17 protein-coding genes are annotated in these 22,213 nt (G+C 45.1%); 10 read left to right on the plus strand and 7 right to left on the minus strand.

Annotated elements, in window-relative coordinates; all coding sequences use genetic code 11:
- Positions 1 to 135: 135 nt before the first annotated feature.
- From dapB to MHN00_RS14805, 8 genes are all read left to right on the plus strand, one after another.
- A complete protein-coding gene (gene dapB / locus MHN00_RS14770; protein WP_014976121.1) occupies positions 136 to 939 on the plus strand; it encodes a 4-hydroxy-tetrahydrodipicolinate reductase in 804 nt (267 codons plus the stop codon).
- 371 nt (positions 940 to 1,310) lie between these two features.
- Entirely contained in the window at positions 1,311 to 2,441 is a 1,131-nt protein-coding gene (gene carA / locus MHN00_RS14775; RefSeq protein WP_014948979.1) for a glutamine-hydrolyzing carbamoyl-phosphate synthase small subunit, read from the plus strand.
- A gap of 13 nt (positions 2,442 to 2,454) precedes the next feature.
- Positions 2,455 to 5,676, plus strand: a complete 3,222-nt coding sequence (carB, locus tag MHN00_RS14780; protein ID WP_075176286.1) for a carbamoyl-phosphate synthase large subunit — start codon at positions 2,455 to 2,457, stop codon at positions 5,674 to 5,676.
- 117 nt (positions 5,677 to 5,793) lie between these two features.
- Positions 5,794 to 6,270: a transcription elongation factor GreA gene (gene greA, locus MHN00_RS14785; RefSeq protein WP_014948981.1), complete on the plus strand. Its 477-nt coding sequence runs from the start codon at positions 5,794 to 5,796 to the stop codon at positions 6,268 to 6,270.
- Between the two features lie 408 nt (positions 6,271 to 6,678).
- The gene (locus MHN00_RS14790; protein WP_239301593.1) at positions 6,679 to 7,530 is read left to right on the plus strand and encodes a methyl-accepting chemotaxis protein; all 852 of its coding nucleotides are present in this window, start codon (positions 6,679 to 6,681) and stop codon (positions 7,528 to 7,530) included.
- 124 nt (positions 7,531 to 7,654) lie between these two features.
- Entirely contained in the window at positions 7,655 to 9,505 is a 1,851-nt protein-coding gene (locus tag MHN00_RS14795; RefSeq protein ID WP_239301594.1) for a hypothetical protein, read from the plus strand.
- A 10-nt stretch (positions 9,506 to 9,515) separates the two neighbouring features.
- A complete protein-coding gene (locus MHN00_RS14800) occupies positions 9,516 to 10,055 on the plus strand; it encodes an NUDIX hydrolase (RefSeq protein ID WP_014976126.1) in 540 nt (179 codons plus the stop codon).
- Positions 10,056 to 10,146: 91 nt separating this feature from the next.
- Entirely contained in the window at positions 10,147 to 10,539 is a 393-nt protein-coding gene (locus MHN00_RS14805) for a DUF3224 domain-containing protein (protein WP_014948986.1), read from the plus strand.
- A gap of 100 nt (positions 10,540 to 10,639) precedes the next feature.
- On the opposite strand, the gene MHN00_RS14810 is transcribed toward MHN00_RS14805, so the two are convergent.
- Positions 10,640 to 11,089, minus strand: a complete 450-nt coding sequence (locus MHN00_RS14810) for an Hsp20 family protein (protein WP_014976128.1) — start codon at positions 11,087 to 11,089, stop codon at positions 10,640 to 10,642.
- 389 nt (positions 11,090 to 11,478) lie between these two features.
- Between MHN00_RS14810 and MHN00_RS14815 the strand changes: the two genes are divergently transcribed.
- On the plus strand, positions 11,479 to 12,660 hold the full coding sequence (locus tag MHN00_RS14815; protein WP_239301595.1) for an acetate kinase: 1,182 nt from the start codon (positions 11,479 to 11,481) through the stop codon (positions 12,658 to 12,660).
- 44 nt (positions 12,661 to 12,704) lie between these two features.
- Complete coding sequence (gene pta, locus MHN00_RS14820; protein WP_075176291.1) at positions 12,705 to 14,846, plus strand: phosphate acetyltransferase; 2,142 nt, start codon at positions 12,705 to 12,707, stop codon at positions 14,844 to 14,846.
- Positions 14,847 to 15,057: 211 nt separating this feature from the next.
- Here pta and MHN00_RS14825 read toward each other — a convergent pair whose 3' ends face one another.
- The 6 genes from MHN00_RS14825 to miaB all read right to left on the minus strand — a co-directional run bounded on the left by MHN00_RS14825 (position 15,058) and on the right by miaB (position 22,079).
- Positions 15,058 to 16,356, minus strand: a complete 1,299-nt coding sequence (locus tag MHN00_RS14825) for an amidohydrolase family protein (protein ID WP_039230292.1) — start codon at positions 16,354 to 16,356, stop codon at positions 15,058 to 15,060.
- A 118-nt stretch (positions 16,357 to 16,474) separates the two neighbouring features.
- Positions 16,475 to 17,980, minus strand: coding sequence for an apolipoprotein N-acyltransferase (gene lnt, locus MHN00_RS14830; protein ID WP_239301596.1), 1,506 nt, complete (start codon positions 17,978 to 17,980; stop codon positions 16,475 to 16,477).
- 106 nt (positions 17,981 to 18,086) lie between these two features.
- Positions 18,087 to 18,944 carry a CNNM family magnesium/cobalt transport protein CorC gene (corC, locus tag MHN00_RS14835; RefSeq protein ID WP_014948991.1) on the minus strand — a complete coding sequence of 286 codons (858 nt, stop codon included), beginning with the start codon at positions 18,942 to 18,944 and terminating at the stop codon, positions 18,087 to 18,089.
- A gap of 116 nt (positions 18,945 to 19,060) precedes the next feature.
- Positions 19,061 to 19,537, minus strand: a complete 477-nt coding sequence (ybeY, locus tag MHN00_RS14840) for an rRNA maturation RNase YbeY (RefSeq protein WP_239301597.1) — start codon at positions 19,535 to 19,537, stop codon at positions 19,061 to 19,063.
- Positions 19,534 to 20,616: a PhoH family protein gene (locus MHN00_RS14845; RefSeq protein WP_039216249.1), complete on the minus strand. Its 1,083-nt coding sequence runs from the start codon at positions 20,614 to 20,616 to the stop codon at positions 19,534 to 19,536. Before MHN00_RS14845 ends, ybeY begins: the two co-directional genes overlap by 4 nt.
- 29 nt (positions 20,617 to 20,645) lie before the next feature.
- Positions 20,646 to 22,079, minus strand: a complete 1,434-nt coding sequence (miaB, locus tag MHN00_RS14850; protein ID WP_014948994.1) for a tRNA (N6-isopentenyl adenosine(37)-C2)-methylthiotransferase MiaB — start codon at positions 22,077 to 22,079, stop codon at positions 20,646 to 20,648.
- Positions 22,080 to 22,213: the final 134 nt, after the last annotated feature.

Below are 22,213 nucleotides of genomic sequence, written 5' to 3' on the forward strand. Positions count from 1 at the left end.
CTATGCAGATTGGTAGTAGTTAAATCTTACCGATTCCTTGTTATGCCTATTTAATATGAATCTCACATTGCAATAGTGACGGCATTTGGCAAAATGCCTCACAGTTGAAGGTTTATAAAAGTGTAAAACGAAAAAATGAAAGTAGGATTATTTGGCGCCAACGGGCGTATGGGACGGGTTTTAGTTGAAGCGCTAGATTTAAGTGACGATGCACAACTTAGCGTGGCAACGGTACGCGATGATTCACCTTGGGTTGGACTAAATGTGGGCGAACTTGCAGGCATTGGCAAAAAAGACGTTGATTGTACTGCGCTATCAGATTTAAGTGGTAATGATGCAGATGTAATGATCGATTTCACCCTGCCTTCGGTTATTGAAAGTAATCTTACGTGGTGCGTTAAAAATAAAATGCCTGTTGTTATTGGAACTACTGGATTAAACGATTCACAGTTAGCGGCACTCGACGAAGCAGCAAAGCATATACCTATCGTATTTGCGGCTAATTACAGTGTGGGCGTAAATTTAATGCTTTCCCTAGTTCGACAAGCTGCAAGTGTGCTGGGTGAAACGGCTGACATCGAAATAACAGAAGCACATCACAGATTTAAACAAGACGCGCCTTCTGGTACAGCCATGGCCATTGGTGAAGCCATTGCTGACGAATTGGGCCGTGATTTAAAAACCTGCGCTGTATACGGCAGAGAAGGAAAAGAGCCTGAACGCGACCAAGGTACTATTGGCTTCGCAACAATTCGAGCCGGAGACATTGTCGGTGAACACACAGCCTTATTTGCAGATATTGGTGAGCGCCTGGAGATTACGCACAAGGCATCAAGTCGACTTACTTTTGCGAAAGGTGCAGTGCATGCAGCAAAGTGGTTGTATGGAAAAGAACCTGGTCTATACTCCATGGTTGATGTACTGGATTTAAAGCTATAGGCGTTTTTATGCCAGCATGCTGTAGCTAAATTAGCAGGCGAGCTTGAGGGCGTTATCAAAGTGTTAAACTAAAGTTGCACTTTAAATGAGCAATAAGCCGTACTTTCGGTGGTTCTGCGCAAAAATGGTGGTATAAGCGGTATTTTAGTAAATTATTACAAATAAATTTGCCATTTTCGGTCAGTGATGTATACTCGCCGGAATTTGCCAGAATTTCGTATTCTGAGGCCGCCAAAATGGCTGAAGAGTGCGGTTTTATTAGCTGCAAAGATCGTAAAACGGGATGTATTGTTATCAATAACTCCCGTTTTTTGTGGGGTTTGTGCAGAAAACTGCACAAACACATAGTTATCCTTAATCTGGAGGTTGACTTGGCTAATTCTGCCCTTTTGGTGTTAGAGGATGGTTCTGTTTTTAAAGGTACGGCGATAGGCGCTACAGGCTCCGCCGTTGGGGAAGTCGTTTTTAATACTTCCATGACCGGCTATCAAGAAATTCTCACCGACCCATCCTACGCTGAACAACTCATCACCCTTACTTATCCACACATTGGCAACACCGGCACTAACGAAGAAGACGTCGAAGCAGATAAAATCTGGTCGAAAGGTCTAATCATCCGTGACCTACCTCTTGTTGCTAGTAACTTTCGTCAACAGCAAACTTTGTCTGAATACCTTAAAGCGAAAGGCGTTGTGGGTATTGCCGACATTGATACACGTCGCTTAACGCGTATCTTGCGAGACAAAGGTGCACAAAACGGCTGCATTATTTGCTCTGATGAATTAGACGAGTCTAGCGCACTAGCGCAAGCAAAAGCTTTCCCCGGCCTTAAAGGCATGGATTTGGCAAAAGTAGTAAGTATTACTGAGCCAAAAACATGGACAGAAGGCAGTTGGGAACTTGGTAAAGGTTATGTAACACCAAGCGAGTTCAAATATCACGTTGTTGCTTTTGACTACGGTGTTAAAAATAATATTCTTCGCATGCTAGCTGACCGCGGTTGTAAAGTTACGCTAGTACCAGCGCAAACGCCTGCTGAAGACGTACTAGCCATGAATCCTGATGGTGTATTTTTGTCAAATGGCCCAGGCGACCCAGAGCCATGTGACTACGCAGTAACCGCAATCAAAACTATCGTCGAAACCGGTACGCCTGTATTTGGTATTTGTCTTGGTCACCAGCTACTTGCTATCGCAAGTGGTGCGAAGACAGTGAAGATGAAGTTTGGTCACCACGGTGCAAACCACCCGGTTAAAGACCTTAAGCGCAATGTAGTTATGATCACTAGCCAAAACCACGGTTTTGCAGTTGATGAGTCTAGCTTGCCAGATAACCTAGAAGTAACTCACATTTCGTTGTTCGACAAGTCGCTGCAGGGTATTCACCGCACCGACAAGCCTGCGTTCAGCTTCCAGGGTCACCCTGAAGCCAGCCCAGGTCCTCATGAAGCGGCACCGTTATTCGACCACTTCATCGAACTTATTGAACAACACAAGCAGTAGGAATTAGCCCGCTATGCCAAAACGTACCGACATACAAAGTATTCTTATCATTGGTGCTGGCCCTATTGTTATCGGCCAGGCTTGTGAATTCGATTATTCAGGCGCGCAAGCGTGTAAAGCCCTTCGAGAAGAAGGCTACCGTGTTATTTTGGTTAACTCTAACCCAGCAACCATTATGACCGACCCAGAAATGGCAGATGCGACTTATATCGAGCCTATTCACTGGGAAGTAGTTCGCAAGATCATCGAAAAAGAACGTCCAGATGCCATCTTACCTACAATGGGTGGACAAACTGCACTTAACTGTGCGCTTGAGCTAGACAAGCACGGCGTACTAGAAGAGTTCGGTTGTGAGCTTATCGGTGCAACGGCAGATGCAATCGATAAAGCAGAAAACCGCGAGCGCTTTGACAAAGCAATGAAAAACATCGGCCTTGAGTGTCCACGTGCGGAAATCGCGCACAGCATGGATGAAGCGCACGATGTACTAAGCCGCATCGGCTTCCCTTGTATCATTCGTCCGTCTTTCACCATGGGTGGAACCGGCGGCGGTATCGCGTACAACATTGATGAATTTAATGAAATTTGTCACCGTGGCTTAGACCTTTCTCCTACCAACGAGCTTCTTATCGATGAATCGTTGCTAGGTTGGAAAGAGTACGAAATGGAAGTAGTACGCGATAAAGCAGATAACTGCATTATTGTTTGTACTATTGAAAACTTCGACCCTATGGGCGTGCATACCGGCGACTCAATCACAGTTGCTCCAGCACAAACCCTGACTGACAAAGAATTCCAGCTAATGCGTAATGCAGCGATGGCTGTACTGCGCGAAATTGGCGTTGAAACCGGTGGTTCAAACGTACAGTTCGGTGTAGATCCGAAAACTGGTCGTGTAGTAATCATCGAGATGAATCCTCGCGTATCGCGTTCATCAGCACTTGCTTCGAAAGCAACAGGTTTCCCAATTGCGAAAGTAGCAGCGAAACTTGCGGTAGGTTATACGCTAGATGAATTAGCAAACGACATTACAGGTGGCCTTACGCCAGCATCTTTCGAGCCGTCTATCGACTACGTAGTGACTAAGATCCCACGCTTTAACTTTGAGAAGTTTGCCGGTGCTAACGACCGACTGACTACTCAAATGAAGTCGGTAGGTGAAGTGATGGCCATTGGCCGTAACCAGCAAGAATCACTGCAAAAAGCCCTTCGCGGTCTTGAAGTAGGTGCGACAGGCCTTAACCCAATGGTTGACCTTGAAGACCCTGAATCACGCAATAAAGTGGTTTATGAACTTCGTCAGCCTGGTGCAGAGCGCATTTGGTACATCGGTGATGCATTCCGTATGGGCATGACGGTTGAAGAGGTATTTAACCTTACCAATATCGACCGCTGGTACCTTGTACAGCTTGAAGATCTTATTCTTCTTGAAGCTAAAGTAGCAGAGCTTGGTTTACCAGGTATTGATGCTGACTTTATGCGCGCACTTAAGCGTAAAGGCTTCTCTGATGCGCGTCTTGCTGAGCTAACCAAAGTGGCAGAAAGCGATATTCGTGAAACCCGTCGTGACTTTGGTATTTCCCCTGTCTACAAGCGTGTAGATACTTGTGCAGCAGAATTCTCTACCAGTACAGCTTACATGTACTCAACGTATGACGAAGAGTGTGAAGCAGCGCCAACTGACAAGGACAAGATCATGGTTTTGGGCGGCGGTCCAAACCGAATTGGTCAAGGTATTGAGTTCGACTACTGCTGTGTTCACGCGGCGCTTTCAATGCGTGAAGACGGTTACGAGACTATTATGGTTAACTGTAACCCTGAGACAGTATCTACCGATTACGACACATCAGACCGTCTGTACTTCGAGCCAGTAACGTTGGAAGATGTACTTGAAATCGTTGCTAAAGAGCAGCCTAAAGGCGTTATCGTGCAGTATGGTGGTCAAACGCCACTTAAACTTGCGCGTGCACTAGAGGCGGCGGGTGTACCGGTTATCGGTACCTCACCAGAAGCGATTGACCGTGCCGAAGACCGTGAGCGCTTCCAGCAAATGGTGAACAAGCTTAACCTCAAGCAGCCTGCGAATGCCACGGTAACTAACGTTGAGCAAGCGCTAACTATGGCTGAAGAGATTGGCTTCCCGCTAGTGGTTCGTCCAAGCTACGTGCTAGGTGGTCGTGCGATGGAAATCGTGTATGACCTCAAAGATCTTAAGCGTTACCTTAATGAAGCGGTTAAAGTGTCCAACGACGCGCCAGTATTGCTAGACCGTTTCTTGGATGATGCTATTGAAGTTGATATCGACGCTATTTGCGACGGCAAAGACGTAGTGATTGGCGGCATCATGGAACACATTGAACAAGCGGGTGTTCACTCTGGTGACTCTGCGTGTTCATTACCTCCACACTCGCTTTCAAAAGAGATTCAAGATGTCATGCGCGAACAAGTTAAAGCCATGGCGCTTGAACTTGGCGTAGTCGGTCTGATGAACACACAGTTTGCGATTAAAGATGGTGAAGTATACCTAATCGAGGTTAACCCTCGTGCAGCACGTACCGTTCCATTCGTTTCTAAGGCAACGGGTGTACCTCTTGCTAAAGTTGCAGCACGTGTAATGGCTGGCGTGAGCCTAGCCGAGCAGGGCGTAACAGAAGAAGTGATTCCACCTTTCTACTCTGTGAAAGAAGTGGTGCTTCCATTTGCTAAGTTCCAAGGTGTTGACCCACTGCTAGGCCCAGAGATGCGCTCAACGGGTGAAGTAATGGGCGTTGGCGATACCTTCGAAGAAGCCTATGCTAAAGCTAACTTAGGTGCGGGTGCGCCACTACCTAAGCAAGGTAAAGCGCTTATTTCAGTACGTGATACCGACAAGCCTCGTATGATTGCTCTGGCAAAAGCGTTGGTTGAAGCGGGCTTCAGCATTGAAGCTACCCGCGGTACAGCTACCGAGCTTTATGATGCAGGCATCATGAGTACTGTGGTTAATAAGATGTCTGAAGGCCGCCCTAATATTGTTGATGCAATCAAAAATGGCGAATACGCGTATTTGATTAATACAACAGAAGGTCGTCAAGCCATCACCGACTCAGTGTACATTCGTCGTGAAGCCTTGCTAAACAAGGTAACCTACACCACGACAATGAACGCAGCGTTCGCAACTATCCGTGCTAAGTCTGCTGATGACCGCAATAAAGTGGCGTCAGTGCAAGAACTACACGCTAGACTCAAACACTAATGACATACGCTAGGATACGAGGTATCCTAGCAATATTACATTTGTGTGAACGAATAAAAAGTGCGCCTTCGCGGCGCACTTTTCTGTTTAAATTATTAGCTAAGTGAGACGGTATTCATGAGTCAGTATCCAATGACAGCGCGCGGCGCTCAAATGCTGCGTGACGAATTAAATGAGCTAAAAACCAAAACACGCCCACGTATTATCGAGTCTATTGCCGAAGCACGTGAACATGGTGACTTAAAAGAAAATGCTGAGTATCACGCGGCCCGTGAGCAGCAAAGCTTCTGTGAAGGCCGCATTCAAGATATTGAAGGCAAGCTATCAAATGCACAGATTATCGACGTTACCAAAATGGAAAATACGGGTAAGGTTATTTTCGGTACTACCGTAACCATTCTAAACGTCGATACCGATGAAGAAACCACCTACCGTATTGTTGGTGATGACGAAGCTGATATTAAGAACAACTTGATTTCGGTTAATTCACCTATCGCTCGTGGCCTAATAGGCAAAGAGCTTGATGACATGGTAACGATTCAAACGCCAGCCGGCGCAGTTGAAGTTGAAATCATCGAAGTAGAATATATCTAACTACGCAAGCCAGCAGAGTCCTTCTGCTGGCTATATTTTCCGTCACAAAACTTCTGAATCCGATCATGGTTTTGTAATCTGTTAAGCCAAAGCGTTTTTTAATTTTCTTGCCTGTGTATTGTTGTTTATTAAGCATTGATTGAACTCAACGGTTAGCCCTGTTCCTGCTGCGCTAGTACTTTAAGTATGAAATTAAGTGATGACGCTGTCCCGCTAGCTCACTTTTGCGTTTTCCTATCCCAAAATACATGCGATTTTTAGTATGAAAATCTACCGCTTTTACAAAGAGGCCTATACTTAGCTCTGGAACCAGTTGTAGATGTATAGGTTTTATCACCTTTTCATTAATCCGTTGCTTCGAAAGAAGTGATGCATCTCGTACTGTTAACACAACCATCTTAGCTTTACGTGACCTTATTCGGGGGGTTAGGCCAGTCGATAAGCACAAGCTCTCGATTATCAAACAATTTAGAAACGGCGTGCGCTGAAATGCTAGGTGACGCTGGGAGTACTCAGCAACTCATCACTAATATTGCATCGGCGGTTGAAGAGGTGGCGGTAACAAGCCGTGAGATTGCCAGTTCTTCGTTGGCAACGCTTTATGCGAGTCAAAGCCTAGGTCGTTTAGCTGACCATTCGCTCTTAGCCAACGACAATATACGAAAGAGCATGGTAGTGCTTTCTGATGATATTCGAAATGTTCAATCTAATGCCGCTCAAATGGAAATGAAAGTCAGCGAAATAGGAAATATACTGGAAACTATCAATACCCTTTCCGACCAAACTAATCTTCTCGCACTTAATGCAGCAATTGAAGCTGCTAGAGCAGGGGAGCATGGCCGAGGCTTTGCCGTCGTTGCTGACGAAGTAAGAAAGCTTGCACAAAGTAGCAGGGAATCGTCAGATAAAATATCTACGCTGTTAGTGAGCCTAAAGGACGCTAGCGTAATTGTTGTCGATGATATCAACAAGAATGTTGTATCTATAGAAGCGTCAATGAATACAACTATTGAAGGGCGGCAAACTGCGGAAAAGGTGAAAGAAGCAGCGTGCGAGCTCGAGCTTATGGCGAATAATATGTCGTCTGCGGCCGAGCAACAGTCAGTGACCACGGAAGTGGTAGCTAAAGATGTAGTAGTGGTTAAGGAAGCCGCGCGGCACGAACTTCACATAGCACAACAATTGTCTGAGCTGTCTGATGAAATGCAGCGCAACAACCAGTTACTGCAACGCACTATTGCAGGGTTTAACGTAGATTAAGAACGGTAAATAGCCCGAGTTTAAAAAATTGTAGTCTCTGACTGGCGGGCGCTCTACTTAAAATCATTGCTCAATCTACTTACACTAAGTATGATTTTTCCTTTTGTTTTCGAAAGGATGCATCATGGCTTATGATTTTGGTTCTCAGACGCTAGGGATAAAGAACCCATTTAAGACAGAAGGAGCGCTTAGAACACTGGGTGGTGTCTTAACGCTATTGTTAGCGGTTTACGTTGTTTTCACAGTGCCGGCAATATTTGACGCCAACAAGGTGAAAGGCTATACCTTGCTAGCGGTTGGTTTTGTTTTAGTGGTATCGGGAATACGCCATACGGCGGTTGGTATCCTTCAACTTATGCGCTTTTTTGTAGGTAGAACGGTTCCCACTTCACTGGCCTACAACTTCTCAAAATCTGAACAAGATGCTGCTCACGCAGAGCAAAAATCCCTGCTTTACTCAAAAGAGTCACTGCACTCTATGCTTATGGGAAGACGAAATACTACCTTTGAGGAGCCAAAAGGCTGGCTCGCTCGGCTAGTTCACAGCGTTTTTCCTAAGCTTGTTTTCTTACCTTACCCGCTACGCCATCTTGCCCAAGAAATTTTAGCCATGGGGGCGACACTTATCGTGGGCTTAGTTACCTACGCCATCGTTTATTTTTTAGTAAGTAATGGCTTTGCAGGTGAAGTCGCAAAAATTGTCGTTATGCCTGTTCTTTCTTTGGTATTGCTTATCTATTTTGTTGCCAACTGGACCTCTACGGCAAAGGGCATCCATAACGAAGGAAACTCGCAACTTGCTAAAGCGGGAGGGTTGTCAATTGGTGTAATCATTGGATTAGCACTAGTCGTTCCTCTTGGTGCGGGTGTGTTTCTCGATGGTGTGGTGGGAAGTAATATCAATGAACTTAAAACCTGGTCTGAAGAACACGCTTTTTTTAGCGCTTGGCTGAACTTTGTATACCTTTTCATCAGTATCGGCGTGGTGATAGGTCTTGTATTTCCATTACTTAAAAAGCGCATGGATTTAGTGACACCACAAACTGAAGTCAGCGAATTTCGAGCAAACATGCAAGAGTCTGTTCATCCCAATGAGATTTTTATCAATATAGAAAACATCGTGCTTGCCAACCGTCGTTACAAGGAAGTCCCAAACAGAATATACGCAGACTTTGTTCCTAAGCTTAAAGAGCAGGCTGAAGGGAAGGGTAGTTTCGAAGGGGAATTACTGATAGAAACTCAGCCAACCCTCAGTGAGGGGTTGGCATTACCCAGAGGGGCTAAAGTAGCGCTGAGCGCCATTGCGCAAGTTGCCGTCGTTGTTGCCGCGGTATTGTTTTACTCATCTGGCGTACAGCTCGCTGAGCTACTACATCTGGTTATCAATATCGGTGTAGATAACAGCGCACTGTTGAACAATGCTTTCTCTATGGTCAATAATTTGCTCATGCTGATATTCGCTTGGCTTACTTTCAGAGCGGCAGGAAGTATTTTAAACAACGCGTCTCACATGTTTTGGGGCGAGCTGAACTTTAACTCTTTGCTTATGTACATGAAAACCGAAGGCACGTATACCGAGTCTAGAGTTTCAACAGGTATGGCAATTCACGATTCTACACGGTCTGAAAATGTCGTAGTTAGAAGCAGTATCACACCGTGGATCATTACTAGCCGAATTAACACTTCTATATTCGCCACTAGCGGTATGAACAATCTGGAAGCCCCGCGCTTTGTAATGGGAATGAACAAAAACGACGGAGAATTGAAGGAAATCGTCGACGAAATTAAAGCATTCTTACGCGGTAGAGAGACCATCGCTTCAATCACTAATGAATCAGACTTAGCCAATGCAAGTACCATTCATCAAGTTAATCAACAAACCCGAGCGTTTAACAAAAACCCTGACGATCGCCTAACACTTAAAGAGACGGAAGAAAGTGCAGGTTTTCTTCGAAACGAAAAAGACAGTGAGTGAGGAGTGAGGCATGGCTGATATTAAAACACTAGATACAAAAGTTGTGTACGAAAACAAATGGCTTCGCGTAAGAGAAGACAAAATACAACGCAGCAGTGGAAACGAAGGCATTTACGGCGTGGTGGAAAAGCCTGACTTCGCTATTATTTTGCCGATAGAAGGCGATACGGTTTACATGGTTGAGCAATATCGCTATACCATAAAAGAGCGCCAGCTTGAGTTGCCTCAAGGTGCATGGGAAAGTAACCCTGATGTCGACCCTGTTGAATTGGCGAAAGGTGAACTTAAAGAAGAGACTGGCTTAACTGCAGATTCAATGGAATATGTGGGATTTCAATATTTAGCATACGGTTTTTGTAATCAGGGTTATCACATTTATGTAGCTAAAGGCCTCACCCAAGGCGCACAAAAGCTCGATGTCGAGGAAGAAGACTTGCGCGTTGTTTCACTCTCCTTAAATGAGTTAAAGGAGAAAATAAAACGTGGAGAAATCAAGGACGCAAGCACCTGTAACGCAGTGGGGTTAGCCATGCTTAAGGGGATTATCTAAACACCCTGTTACAATTTGCTGACTGTTTTTTTCTTTCTGAGAAGCTAGGGTTTACAGTTTATAACTAAAAACCATTTATAAAGAGATATTTATGGCATTCAAAGGAAGTTTTTCCATTACTCAATGGGACGAAGACACACTTAGTGAAAGATCAGAGGGAATTAAGGTATCTCACGCTAGTATTAAGCAGGTGTATTCTGGTGAAATGAGTGGCGAATCTAATGTCGAGTTTTTGATGTCTTATCAATCTCAGATGTCTGCCAAATTTACCGGGTTTGAAACCTTCGTTGGTGTAGTAAACGGTATGCGCGGCACGGTTACTTTTCAGCATGCCGGTAAGTTTGAGAATGGAGTTGCAAGCAGCGAATTTATATCAATTGAAGGGTCTGCTACAGGTGAACTGACGGGAAAAAACCTTCGAGGTAACTTTAAGTCTGGTGAATCGGGTAAAGCTGATTACGCCATTGAAATCGACAACGCGTGAGTAACGGGTAAGCGGCAACGAAAAGCGATTTTTTTAAGCCCAAAAAAACGGCGCCGAAAGGCGCCGCTAAAAGTTGGGAAACAAACCAAGAAACTAACTATTAATTTTCAATTAAACGAGAACCAATCTCTATTTGACGAGGCTTCTTGGCTTCAGGAATGACTCGCTCCATATCGATGTGTAACAGACCGTTTTCCATATCTGCAGCTAGCACTTTTACATGGTCGCCAAGTTGGAATTTACGCTCAAAGTTACGCTCTGAAATGCCCTTGTGTAAGAACTTACGCTCTTTGCTTTCTTTATCGTCCGCTTCCGTTTTCTTCGTGCCCGTAATCGTCAACGTGTTTTCTTCAACCTGAATAGAAACGTCGTCTTTACTAAAGCCGGCAATAGCCATGGTTACACGATACTTGTCATCGCCAAGTAACTCTATGTTATACGGCGGGTAGGTACTTTGCTTCTCAGCACGAGATGCTGCATCAATTAATGACGCTAGGTGATCAGAACCAATGAATGAACGGTAAAGTGGAGATAGATCGATAGTACGCATAGTCATATCCTCAAAATTAAGCAATATGTTAAAAGTTTAAATGCCCCGACTCTGCGGCGGCGGTTTTGTCGACCTGACCTTTCAGCGCCGACAAAATATATATAGGAATGGCCCAAATACTTTTCAAGAAAGAAAATGCATATTTTTTCCAAAAAACTTGGATTTAATTTTAAGTGTATGTATTTATTGGTTTTATTTGTTTCTTTTTTTACGGCATGAAATGAATCGCGTGCTTTTCAATAAATATTGAGAAAAAACCTCACATACAATAAGTGTATGCGATGTTTTTTATAAAACATTTAGCAATTGTTTAACCAATCCGGTTGTTTATAAATGCTACAATTTGGTTAAGCAAAATGTCTTACCACTTTTATTTGTAAATCTAAAAAATGAAGAAAGAAGTTATAGTTTTAAATTGCGGCAGTTCGTCCGTAAAGTTCGCGATAATTGACGCTGACACTGGAGAGGCTGGACTGTCTGGTATTGCTGAAGCACTAGGTAATAGTGATGCTAGTTTGTCTTACAAGTTAAACGGCAAAAAAGAAAAACGCGCACTACCTGAAAAAGCTGGCCATACCGAAGCGTTAAGCGCAATTTCAGAAGTTATCGCTAGTACGGGCGTTAAGCCTATCGCAATAGGGCATCGTGTTGTTCATGGTGGTGAAAAGTTTAAGCAGGCTGCACTTGTCGATGATAGCGTACTAAAAGCAATTGAAGATTATGCAAGCATGGCTCCGCTTCATAATATGGCGAACCTAAAGGGGATCGTCACGGCGCAAGAGGCTTACCCTGACCTGCCTCACGTAGTCGTATTTGATACTTCTTTCTTTCAAACCTTACCCCAAAAAGCCTTTATTTATGCTTTACCCATGTCGCTTTATCGCGAGCACGGCATAAGACGCTACGGATTCCATGGAACCAGTCACAAGTTCATACTTGATAGCATGGCAAAAATTCTTGAGAAGCCGGTTTCAGATACCAGCATTATCAGTGCCCACCTAGGCAATGGCTGCAGTGTGTCGGCTATAGAAAAAGGTGTGGCGGTAGACACAAGCCTTGGCTTTATTCCTCTTGAAGGCTTAGTTATGGGCACTCGCTGTGGCGACTTAGATCCGAGTCTACCGGGAACGCTGCAGAAGAAGCTTGGCAAAACCGCAGATGAGATAAGTGATTTACTGAACAAACAGTCTGGATTACTTGGTATCTCAGAGCTGAGTAACGACTGTCGAACCCTTGAAGATGCGGCGCTTGAAGGTCACGAAGGTGCATTATTGGCCATTGAAATTTTTTGCTATCGCTTAGCTAAATACATCGCGGGTTATATGGTAGCCGTGCCCACGTTAGACGCTATTGTATTTACAGGCGGAATAGGGGAGAACTCATCGCTTATTCGTGAGACAACTATGGGGTATTTCGCCCACTTTGGAATTAGCTTAAATGAGCAAAGAAATGCCGACGCGCGATTTGGTCAAGGTGGAAAGATTACCGCTGATACCGCATCAACGGCAGTTTATGTTGTGCCTACAAATGAAGAATGGGTGATAGCCGCAGAAGCTGCAACCTTCGCGTAAATTATACAAGCAACGCCAACGCGTTAGCAAAAGCAGGAGTAACTATGTCTCGCAGAATTATGTTGATCCCCGTAGGCACAAGTGTTGGCCTAACTACGGTCAGCATGGGCCTTGTTCGTGCTATCGAGGAACAAGGCATAAAGCTCAATTTCTTTAAGCCCGTTGCACAGCCACGTAAAGGCGATAACGGCGAAGAGCGCTCTACAGCAATTATTGCGCACCATGCCAGTGTGTCGCCCATCACGCCTTTCGAGCTTGAATACGTAGAGCGAATGATCAGTAACGACAGCACCGATGAGCTCTTAGAGGAGATCATCGAGCGGTTTGAAGAAAGCAGTGTTCAAGAGGCTGTAACTGTTATTGAAGGACTGGTGACAACTCGCCATCATCCTTATGCAGAGCGCCTGAATTTAGAAATTAGTCGGGCACTTGATGCCGACATCGTTTTCGTGGCTGTGCCGGGAAATGAGTCGACCACGGATATCAATCATCGCCTCGAAATCGTTGTAGACACCTATGGCGGTCACAAAAGTCAAAAAGTAGTGGGCTGTATCTTCAATAAGGTTAACGCGCCTTTTGATGAACATGGTCGCTTACGCGCTGATATTGGCGCAATAGAAGCCCCTGAGCACGACGAAGAGCGAACCCAAGCGTTACGTGATTTGCCTATTTTCAAAAAGGGCTTGAGTCTACTTGGCACAATTGACTGGAGCGCTGATTTAGTATCTCCTCGCGCCACCGACGTAGCGAAGCATCTTAACGCTAGCTTGTTAAACGAAGGCGAGCTGGCCGAGCGGCGTTTAAGTAGTGTCACGTTTTGCGCGCGAGAAATTCACAACATGACGCACACCCTAAAGCCGGGGGCGCTACTTGTAATGTCGGGTGATCGCGGCGATGTTTTTGTTTCGTGCTGTTTAGCTGCATTAAACGGCACAAAGCTAGGCGCGCTCTTGCTTACCGGCGGCTATCAGCCAGATGAAAACATTATGGCGTTGTGTAGCCAGGCCATGGAAACGGGCTTACCGGTTATGCTGGTAAATTCCAATACGTGGCAAACAGCACAAGCACTTCACGCTTTTAATCAGGAAGTACCTGTAGATGACAGTAAACGCATTGAAAAGGTGATGGTTCACACTGCGGAAAGTTTAGACGCAAGTTGGGTAAATTCACTTACCCAAAAAGTGTCGCGCCAGAAAAAACTCTCTCCATCAGCGTTTCGTTTTTACCTAACAAACCGTGCAAGGCAGGTAAATAAACGCATTGTGCTTCCTGAAGGAAACGAGCCAAGAACCGTGGTGGCGGCCTCTATTTGTGCCAAACGGGGTCTTGCTCGTCCTGTATTGCTAGGCGATGAAACTGAGATTAGGCGGGTAGCAGAACAGCAAGGTGTTGTACTGAGCGAAGGCGTTGAGATTCTCTCGCCGTCGGCCATTAAAAAAGACTATGTTGAGAGCTTAGTGGCGCTACGCGGCCATAAAGGTGTGACGGAAGTGGTTGCCCAAGAGTTGTTAGAAGATAACGTAACTCTGGGCACGATGATGCTTCAGCAAGATGACGTGGATGGATTAGTGTCAGGTGCAGTAAATACAACTGCGAACACTATTCGCCCAGCGCTCCAGTTAATAAAGACCGCTGAAAACGCGTCGTTGGTGTCGTCAGTATTTTTTATGCTGTTGCCTGACCAAGTTTTGGTTTACGGCGACTGTGCAATTAACCCAGATCCCAACGCTCAACAGCTCGCTGATATTGCTATTCAATCTGCGGAATCTGCACAAATGTTTGGCATTGAACCGCGGGTTGCGATGATTAGCTACAGCACTGGTTCGTCAGGTGCAGGAAGCGATGTAGAAAAGGTGAGAGAGGCAACCAAAATTGCGCAAAGCCTTCGCCCTGATTTACTTATTGATGGTCCACTTCAATACGATGCAGCGGCTATCGAAAGTGTGGGCAAGAGCAAGGCACCAAATAGCCCTGTTGCTGGTAAGGCAAACGTCTTTGTTTTTCCTGACCTCAATACTGGAAATACCACTTACAAAGCGGTACAGCGTAGCTTCGATCTAGTGTGTATTGGCCCAATGCTGCAAGGCATGCGAAAGCCCGTTAACGATTTAAGTCGCGGTGCATTGGTTGACGATATTGTATTTACCATAGCACTTACTGCTATTCAGGCGGCAGGTAACGTTTAACAGGGTAGACTACCTATCTGTTGTAAGGTAGTTGCTGCTAACAAAAACGGCGCTACTTCAAATGAAGTTAGCGCCGTTTTTTATTTTTTAGTCTGATGCAGTGTGATGTATTGCTAAGCTATTAACCTTGCGTAGCGACTATCCTCTGCTCTGTGCAGTAAGCTGCAATCTATGAACTACAAACTAAAATTTTTCCTTTAGCGGCCATTCATCACATCGCGTACTGCTTCACAATTTGTCCATCTTTCATAACAAAGCCCACTTTTTCCATAAGGCTCATATCATCTAGTGGGTTGCCGGGCACTGCGACGATATCTGCCAGCTTACCTTTTTCCAAACTTCCAAGGGTAGCTTCTTGTTTCAGTAAGCGGGCAGGGTTAATAGTAGCAGCTTGAATAGCCTGAATGGGGGTCATACCGAACTTCACCATCCGGGCAAACTGCTTAGGATTATCACCGTGAGGGTAAACCCCGGCATCGGAACCAAATACCATATTTACACCAGCTTTAACTGCCTTCTCAAAGTTTTCGCGCTGAGTTTTACCAACAATACGCTCTTTATTCAGGCTTTCTTCTAGAATACCGGCTTTCTCTCCTTCACCCAGAATATATTCAGTTACGTAAATATCCATAGAGAAGTAAGTACCGTTCTTTTTCGCTAAATCTATCGCTTCGTCATCAAGCAAACTTACATGTTCTACTGAATCTACACCCGCTTTAATGGCTGCTTTAATGCCATTAGTGCCATGAGCATGAGTCGCTACTGTCAAACCACGTAAATGGGCCTCATCAATGAGGGCTTTCATTTCTTCGAATGTGTACTGCTGTGCACCTACTTTTGTGCCTTTAGACAAAACGCCACCTGTAGCGCAGAATTTGATCACGGTAGCGCCGTACTTAATATTTCGACGTACTTTTTTGCGTACTTCCCACGGGCCATCGGCTACACCTTCGCTATAATTGTCATACTCATAGGGCAAAAGATTGCTGTCACAATGGCCGCCAGTTACGCCTAGGCTTGGCCCAGCTACAAACATGCGCGGTCCCACTACGTCGCCCGCGTTGATGGCATCTCTTAACGCAACATCAGCAAAACCAGGTGCACCTACATTACGCACAGTGGTAAAACCTGCATCTAACGTTGCTTTAGCGTGTTTAACGCCAGTAATAGCCGCGCGGGGCAGTGATACTTCTAAACGCTTGTACCCGTGTCGAGTTGCATCACTGGTTAAGTGTACGTGCATATCCATTAACCCAGGCATTAGCGTGGCATTGCCTAAATCAATACGTGTTGCTTCGTTTGGAACTGTCAGGTCTTTAAGACGACCAGATGCAGTAATTATATTGTCCGTTACAATAACAGCCGCCTGTTTGACGACTTTCCCGTTAGCAACGTCAATCATGCGATCTGCAGTAATTACCGTTGTCTCTGCGAAAACAGCAGTAGAGCAAACAATGGCAGTGATAGAAAAGGTGAGTAGTTTTTTTGAAAAAAGAGAAACCCAGTTCACAAGTATTTCCTTAATTAGCACACATTGAACTTTGCAAAAAAACAAGCTCAACATGTCCTACATCGAGTTAGTATTATTATTGAATGACTATTGTGTCGGTACCTTTAACTTGTACAGATCATCTCTGTCTTCGTCTAAGAAGTAACGCACTAACAAATAGCAAAATAACTATAAACCAAACACCTAGCTCTTGAAGATGGTAATACGGTGTAAACCCTCTGGTTGCGACAACTGGCGCCGAAATATTACCTGCCATGAATTGAGGTAGCCGAGCAGTTATTTCGCCTCTGTGGTCTATAAAAGCCGTAATGCCATTATTTGTCGCTCTAACGACAGGGCGGCCTAACTCAAGGGCGCGCATTTGCGCTATCTGCAAATGCTGAGCAGGCCCATGTGAGTGACCAAACCACGCATCATTACTCACGGTTATGATCATGTCGGTATTTTCAAATACATTTGCCATCACTTGATGAGGAAACGCAATTTCAAAACAGATAGCGGGGGCTAGGTGAATGCCGTTAGCTTCAAGGTTTGCCTGTTGATAGTCACCTCGAGAGAATGATGACATAGGTAAATCGAATAGGGGAGCGAGCGGGCGAAGCCAGTCTTCAAAAGGTACGAATTCGCCTACGGGCAATAGATGATGTTTCGAAAATCGGTTGTTGTGGAAATATTGATAGTCGGGATAAGCGGCATCTGGCGTACGTTTACCTAGCACAATTAGGTTGTTCCACGCTTCATCAGTTTCCCAGTTGTAATTAACAATACCCGTAATAAGTGCCGTGTTCTCTTGAAAGGCTCTTTCGTTAACTTTAGCAAGATAAGGTTGGGCTAATGGCTCAAGCTTGGGAACCGCGGCTTCAGGCCAAATGATGAGGTCGTTATCCCATAAGCTTTCAGTTAATTTCCAATAGGTGTCCATGGTTGGACCATCTTGCTCTGGCACCCATCGCAGACTTTGCGCGATGTTGCCTTGAGCCATGCCTACTGAGTAGATTTTTTTGGGGGCAACCCAAGTATGTTGTTTAAGAAGGTAGCCACTGGTAAATAAGCACAGCGCCACTAGCACTGCGTTGGCGAAAGTTCGCTTATTGTGTATCAACGCAAATAGTGTAGCGCTGATAACGATAAGCGCGCTTATTCCCGTTTCCCCGATGATTGGCGCAAAGCCTGAAAGAGGGCTCTCTAATTGACTATACCCTAAAGATAACCATGGAAAGCCGGTTAGCATCCAGCTTCGTAACCACTCAGCCGCAACCCAGAAAAGAGGTAACGCCATTGGCCACAAGTGAGGAGAGAAGAACTTGGCGGTTAACTTGGTGGCAAGCGCAGGATAAAGCGATAAGTAGCCACATAGCAACGCCATAATGCCAATAGATGCCGCAATGGGAAGCCCGCCAAAGTCGGCAATACTCACATGAACCCAACTTATACCCGCTCCAAACCATCCCGCACCGAACAGCCATCCGGCTAAAAATGGGCGATGTTTGAGCTTTATCACCTGACGTATAGCAAGTGCAAGCGCAGGAATAGTTAAAAGCCACATGTTAAAGGGAGCAAAAGCAAGGGTTAAGCTTGCACCACTTAGTAAAAGAAGAAGGTGGGGAGTAAACCGTTTCAGCATAGGAGTCATCTGATCGTGGTTAATAGAGTTGTTACGTCAACATAGGGTGAGCACGCATAAAATCATGCTGCCCTATGCTGAAACAGGCGTAGTTTGCGTTACTTCACTATTCGAGCGAAGGCACTGAAACCTTAAGTTGGATAAGTCGGCGCTTATCAGAGTTAGTCACTTTAAATTGAATGTCGCCAATGGTGATTTCGTCATTGGTTTCAGGCATATGACCAAACGCTTTCAGCACAATACCGCCAATAGTGTCGGCTTCTTCTTCGCTAAACTTGGTTTCAAAAAACTCGTTAAAATCGTCAACCGGCGTTAAGGCTTTAACAGAGTATGTTGATTTATTTAACGGGCGAATATCATCGGTACCATCTTCTTCCGTATCGTATTCGTCTTCAATTTCACCCACGATAATTTCAAGGATATCTTCAATCGTGACTAGACCAGACACACCGCCATATTCGTCTACAACAATGGCCATGTGGTAGCGTTGCTGACGGAACTCTTTAAGCAGAACGTCCACGCGTTTACTTTCTGGAACAATAACCGCTGGGCGAAGAATATCGCGAAGGTTAAATTCTTTTTCCGCGTTAAATGCAAAAGCTAAAAGATCTTTTGCTAACAGAATACCTTCGATGTGGTCTTTATCTTCGCTGATAACAGGGAAACGGGAGTGAGCAGATTCAAGCATTACAGGTAAAAACTCTTCTACCTTTTGCTCTACATCGATGGTGGTCATTTGAGCGCGAGGGATCATGATATCCCTTACTCGCATTTCATTTACCCCAATAACCCCTTCAATCATTTCGCGGGTTTGTGGGTCTATGATTTCGTTCTGTTCAGCATCAGTAATAACCGATACTAACTCTTCTTTACTTCTCGGCTCGCCAGAAATTGAATTTTTTAGTTTATCTAACCAACTCTTGCCTGATGAGCCGTTGGTAGAGTGAGGATTATCGTCGCTCATAATGTCCGTTTAATTGTTAGTTCAACGCCAACGTTAAAATGGTTCTCGCTGGTCGTCAATGTTTTATTGTTATTAAGTGTTAAAGTACTTAACTAACAATGGTTTATATTGAATTGTTAATCAATAGATTCGTAAGGATCAGCAATGCCAAGGTGCGCAAGAATATCAATTTCCTTGCTTTCCATTTCCTCAGCTTCCGCATCATCAATATGGTCGTAACCCATTAAATGCAATAGCCCGTGAACAGTCATGTGCGCGTAGTGGTTGCTTACGTCTTTATGCTGTTCTTCGGCTTCTCGACTAATAACGGGGGCACAAATAACCAGGTCGCCTAAAAGGTTTATTTCTATACCTGGAGGCGCTTCAAACGGAAAAGATAAAACATTTGTGGGTTTATCTTTTCCTCGGTATTCATGGTTAAGGCTTTGACTTTCGGCTTCGTCAGTAAAGCGAATGGTCACTTCTTGCTCAGCTAACCCTTCGTACTTGAGCACGGCGTTAGCCCAAAGCTCAAGTTCCGAAGGTGAGGGAATGGCCGACAAAATGGCCTCGTCACCTTCAAACGCTTGCTGTACATCAATAATGGCACTCACGATGCGTTGTCGTCTTTCGTTTGCGTGGCATTATCGTCTTGAGAAGCCTGTTCACGTTGAAGTCGCAACGCTTCTTCTTTACGTGCTTTGCGAAGACGCTCTTGTTCAGCATCGTGCACTTCATAGGCTCTAACGATACGCGCAACCACAGGGTGACGAACCACGTCTTCAGCGTTAAAGAAGTTAAATGAAATGTCATCCACTTCACTTAACACTTCAATAGCATGACGAAGACCTGATTTTGCACCGCGAGGTAAGTCTACCTGCGTGATGTCACCGGTGATCACCGCTTTTGAATTGAAGCCAATACGGGTTAAGAACATTTTCATTTGCTCTACCGTGGTGTTTTGACTTTCATCCAAAATAATAAAGGCATCGTTCAGTGTTCGACCACGCATATAGGCCAGCGGTGCAACCTCAATCACGTTGCGCTCCATAAGCTTTTCTACTTTCTCGAAGCCCAACATTTCAAATAGGGCGTCGTAAAGAGGACGAAGGTACGGGTCAACTTTTTGTGAAAGGTCGCCGGGCAAGAAGCCGAGTTTTTCACCCGCTTCTACCGCCGGGCGGGTAAGCAAGATACGGCGAATTTCTTGTCGCTCAAGCGCGTCCACAGCAGCAGCGACCGCTAGGTAGGTTTTACCCGTACCGGCAGGTCCAATACCAAAAGTAATATCGTGGTTTACAATGTTCGCCACATATTGCGCTTGGTTAGGGTTACGCGGCTTAATCACACCGCGCTTGGTCTTAATATTGACTTCTTTTCCATAGCCGCCTGTTGCGTCTTTTTCAATAACGCGGGCTTCTTGAATGGCAAGATGAACTTGTTCTGCTTCTAGCTCGGGAATACGGCCCTTAATAGGCTGAGTTTCTATATAAAGAAGCTTAAGTAATTCGCTGGCACTTTTTATTTGCTGCGGTTCACCCAACACCTTGAATGCGTTATTTCGGTAGGTAATTTCTACCCCTAACCTGCGCTCAATTTGTTTAATGTTGTCATCAAAGGGGCCACATAAACTCGACAAACGTTTGCTATCTGCCGGTTCTAATTCAAATTCGTTACTAACCAATGTACTCAAGCTACTTTTTTCCTCGCTATAAAATGTATTTAGGCTGGGTTAAATTGACCCACGCCAAGCTCATCGGGCAAATCTGCCTGATGCTTTGCCATGATAGATTGGGGCGAAACGGCAACACGCAAGCCCATTTCGCTCTCTCTGCGCACAACTTCACCACGTAATGAGTTAGTGAATACGTCAGTGATGTTTACATCAACGAATTCGCCAATCATGTCTGGTGTGCCTTCGAAGTTCACTACACGGTTATTTTCAGTACGTCCCGAAAGCTCCATTGGGTTTTTCTTTGACGGACCTTCAACCAATATTCGTTGCTCTGTGCCAACCATGTGACGAGCAATACGAAGAGCCTGTTGCGTAATACGCTGCTGTAGTAGGTGAAGACGTTGCTTCTTAGTTTCTTCACTTACGTCATCTACTGCGTCGGCAGCAGGCGTACCCGGGCGAGCACTGTAAATAAAGCTGAAGCTAAGGTCGTAATCGACTGCCTGAATCAAATCCATGGTGGCTTCAAAGTCGGCATCTGTTTCACCTGGGAAACCAATAATGAAGTCACTCGACAAACTAATGTTCGGGCGAATTTTCTTCAGCTTACGCATTTTAGACTTGTATTCAATTGCTGTATGGCCACGCTTCATCAAGTTCAATATACGGTCAGAGCCGCTTTGAACAGGCAAGTGTAGGTGGTCTACTAACTCCGGAATAGACGCGTATGCTTCTATAATGTCATCAGTAAATTCAACCGGGTGTGAGGTGGTGTAACGAATTCTGTCGATACCGTCTATGGCCGCTACCAATTCAAGCAGCTCAGAGAAACGACAAATTGTACCGTCGTAATTTTCACCGCGATACGCGTTAACGTTTTGACCTAGAAGATTGACTTCACGCACGCCTTGACCTGCAAGCTGAGCGATTTCAAGCAACACGTCGTCAACAGGACGGCTTACTTCTTCACCGCGGGTGTAAGGCACAACACAGAATGTGCAGTATTTTGAACAGCCTTCCATGATTGAAACGAACGCCGTTGGACCTTCAGCACGTGGTTCAGGTAAACGGTCAAATTTTTCAATTTCCGGGAAGCTAACGTCAATCACTGACTTTGCGCCGCCCTGAAGCTGATTGATCATTTCAGGCAAGCGGTGCAGTGTTTGTGGACCAAAAACTAAGTCTACGAACGGCGCGCGCTGACGAATAGTATCGCCTTCTTGAGAGGCTACACAGCCGCCCACACCGATAATAAGTTCAGGTTTATCTTGCTTAAGTGTTTTCCAACGGCCCAGCTGGTGGAACACCTTTTCCTGTGCTTTTTCACGAATTGAGCATGTGTTAAGCAAAATAACATCGGCTTCTTCAGCACTTTCTGCAGCACTGTAGCCATGCGTTGAGTCTAGTAAGTCTGCCATTTTCTCCGAGTCGTACTCGTTCATTTGGCAGCCCCAGGTTTTGATATACAGCTTTTTAGTCATAACAACTATTCGATAACCTGTTAGTGTTCCTGTAAGTGAGAGCAGTTTCACCGTTGTTTAGAAAAGGTGGCTGCCAGAATGTTATTTTACGTGAGGCGCTTAAATCACCACGTAAAAAACACTGATAATGTCAG

It is taken from the genome of Alteromonas sp. Cnat2-8, from assembly GCF_022348355.1.
Lineage (GTDB): Bacteria > Pseudomonadota > Gammaproteobacteria > Enterobacterales > Alteromonadaceae > Alteromonas > Alteromonas macleodii.

What these genes read in the sequence shown, in the direction of transcription:
- dapB (WP_014976121.1), top strand. Translation starts at nt 136, where the DNA reads ATGAAAGTAGGATTATTTGGCGCCAACGGGCGTATGGGACGGGTTTTA.
- carB (WP_075176286.1), top strand. Translation starts at nt 2,455, where the DNA reads ATGCCAAAACGTACCGACATACAAAGTATTCTTATCATTGGTGCTGGC.
- greA (WP_014948981.1), top strand. Translation starts at nt 5,794, where the DNA reads ATGAGTCAGTATCCAATGACAGCGCGCGGCGCTCAAATGCTGCGTGAC.
- MHN00_RS14795 (WP_239301594.1), top strand. Translation starts at nt 7,655, where the DNA reads ATGGCTTATGATTTTGGTTCTCAGACGCTAGGGATAAAGAACCCATTT.
- MHN00_RS14800 (WP_014976126.1), top strand. Translation starts at nt 9,516, where the DNA reads ATGGCTGATATTAAAACACTAGATACAAAAGTTGTGTACGAAAACAAA.
- MHN00_RS14805 (WP_014948986.1), top strand. Translation starts at nt 10,147, where the DNA reads ATGGCATTCAAAGGAAGTTTTTCCATTACTCAATGGGACGAAGACACA.
- MHN00_RS14810 (WP_014976128.1), bottom strand. Translation starts at nt 11,089, where the DNA reads ATGCGTACTATCGATCTATCTCCACTTTACCGTTCATTCATTGGTTCT.
- MHN00_RS14815 (WP_239301595.1), top strand. Translation starts at nt 11,479, where the DNA reads ATGAAGAAAGAAGTTATAGTTTTAAATTGCGGCAGTTCGTCCGTAAAG.
- pta (WP_075176291.1), top strand. Translation starts at nt 12,705, where the DNA reads ATGTCTCGCAGAATTATGTTGATCCCCGTAGGCACAAGTGTTGGCCTA.
- lnt (WP_239301596.1), bottom strand. Translation starts at nt 17,980, where the DNA reads ATGCTGAAACGGTTTACTCCCCACCTTCTTCTTTTACTAAGTGGTGCA.
- corC (WP_014948991.1), bottom strand. Translation starts at nt 18,944, where the DNA reads ATGAGCGACGATAATCCTCACTCTACCAACGGCTCATCAGGCAAGAGT.
- miaB (WP_014948994.1), bottom strand. Translation starts at nt 22,079, where the DNA reads ATGACTAAAAAGCTGTATATCAAAACCTGGGGCTGCCAAATGAACGAG.